At 68.8% G+C, this 1,915-nt stretch carries 1 pseudogene; it reads left to right on the top strand.

Features of this window, described 5'->3' with window-relative positions:
- Positions 1 to 580: 580 nt before the first annotated feature.
- Positions 581 to 1,843 (top strand): annotated as a pseudogene (locus ACWCO3_RS34315) (glycoside hydrolase family 5 protein); the annotation flags it as partial.
- Positions 1,844 to 1,915: the final 72 nt, after the last annotated feature.

Below are 1,915 nucleotides of genomic sequence, written 5' to 3'. Positions count from 1 at the left end.
CCCCGCCCCGCGCCGCCCCGCCCCGCGCCGCCGCGCCGCCGCGCCGCCGCGCCGCGCCCAAGATCCGCACAACTTCCCGGATGTTGCTGCCTCCGAGGCGCGGCAGGCAGCAACATCCCTGATGTTGCGCGGATCTTGGCGACGACGAGCGTCCTGGACCGGCCGGGAGGGGTTTCAGGCGCCTGCGTCAAACCAAGGTCGCGCTCGATCCTTGATGTAGTGGCTTCCGGACGCTTCTCAGGCCACTAAATCAAGGATCGAGCGCGATCATGGGGGTGGGCGCTCGGAGGCGGGGTGGGCGGCGGCGCGACGGGCGTTGGTGTGGGCTGGCGGGGCTGGTTGACGCATTGACGTGGGGTGATCAGAATGAGCCACGGGACCAGGTAGGGCCACCGGGACGAGGGCGACGAGGGCGGAACAACCGCTGTCGTGGGTCGCCGGTGAGCTTCCGCGAGTGACACGTCCGCGTGACATGGGCCGTCGCGCACTGTCCGCGTACCCCTGAGGGAGCGTGACGTGCGGACGGCCGCCCGCCGGGCGTCCCAGACCGGTGACGCTCGGCCTCCGAATTGGAGCTCGAATGTTCCGTCCTCAGGCTTTCGGCGGTGCGGTCACCGCGCTCGCCACCGTCACGGCCGGCGTGTTCCTCGCCGCCGCCGTTAGCAGCAGCCCGGCCGTGGCCGCTGGCACCGGCACCGGCTACCTGCACACCAACGGTAACCAGATCGTGGACAGCACCGGTGCCACGGTCCGGTTGACCGGTATCAACTGGTTCGGTATGGAGACCGACAACAAGACCTTCCACGGGCTGTGGTCGAACAACCCGTGGCGGGGGCAGCTCGACACGATGGCGCGGTTGGGTTACAACACGTTGCGGGTGCCGTACTCGAACGACGCGCTGAAGGCAGGCGCGACCGCCAGCGGGGTCAACGACTTCGTCAACCCGGATCTGGTCGGGCTGTCGCCGTTGCAGATCCTGGACAAGGTGATCGACTACGCCGGCAGCAAGGGTATGCGGATCATCCTGGACCGGCACCGGCCGACGTCGGCCGGGCAGTCGCCGTTGTGGTACACGTCGACGGTCTCCGAGGCGACCTGGATCAACGACTGGAAGATGCTCGCCCAGCGGTACGCGGGCAACCCCACGGTGATCGGCGCGGACCTGCACAACGAGCCGCACGCCGAGGGCACCAACCCGGCGGCCACCGGCGCGTGCTGGGGGTGTGGTGACACCACCCGGGACTGGCGGCTCGCCGCCGAGCGGGCCGGTAACGCCATCCTCGGTGTCCAGCCCAACTGGTTGATCTTCGTGGAGGGGGTGAGCTGCCCGAGCGGCGGCCTCTCCAACGTCTGGGACGGCGACACCAGCAACGACGAGGACTGCGGCTGGTGGGGTGGCAACCTGTCGAAGGCCGGCCAGTTCCCGGTCCGACTGAGTGTGCCGAACCGGCTGGTCTACTCGCCGCACGAGTACGCCACCTCGGTGTACCGGCAGAGCTGGTTCGACGCCCCGGACTACCCGGCGAACATGCCGGCCATCTGGGACAAGTACTGGGGTTACCTGTACAAGCAGAACATCGCGCCGATCATGATGGGCGAGTTCGGCAGCACCCTGGCCGACCCGAAGGACCGGGTGTGGCTGGAGAGGCTGATGGCGTACACCGGCACCGGGGTGACCGGGATGTCCTTCACCTACTGGTCGTGGAACCCGAACTCGGGTGACACCGGTGGGATCGCGTTGGACGACTGGACGAACGTCAACACCACCAAGCAGGCGATCCTCCAGCCGTACCTGATCCCGCCGACCGGCGGCGGCACCCTCGTGGTCTACGCGGGGACGGGTAGGTAGCGCCCGATGACGGCGCTGCCCACCCTCGCCGTGGTCGGAGCGACAGGTGCCGTCGGCACCGTGATG

The sequence above is a fragment of the Micromonospora sp. NPDC002411 genome, from assembly GCF_053592955.1.
The sequence above is the reverse complement of the archived record's forward strand: the minus strand, read 5'-3'. Positions and strand labels throughout refer to the sequence as shown.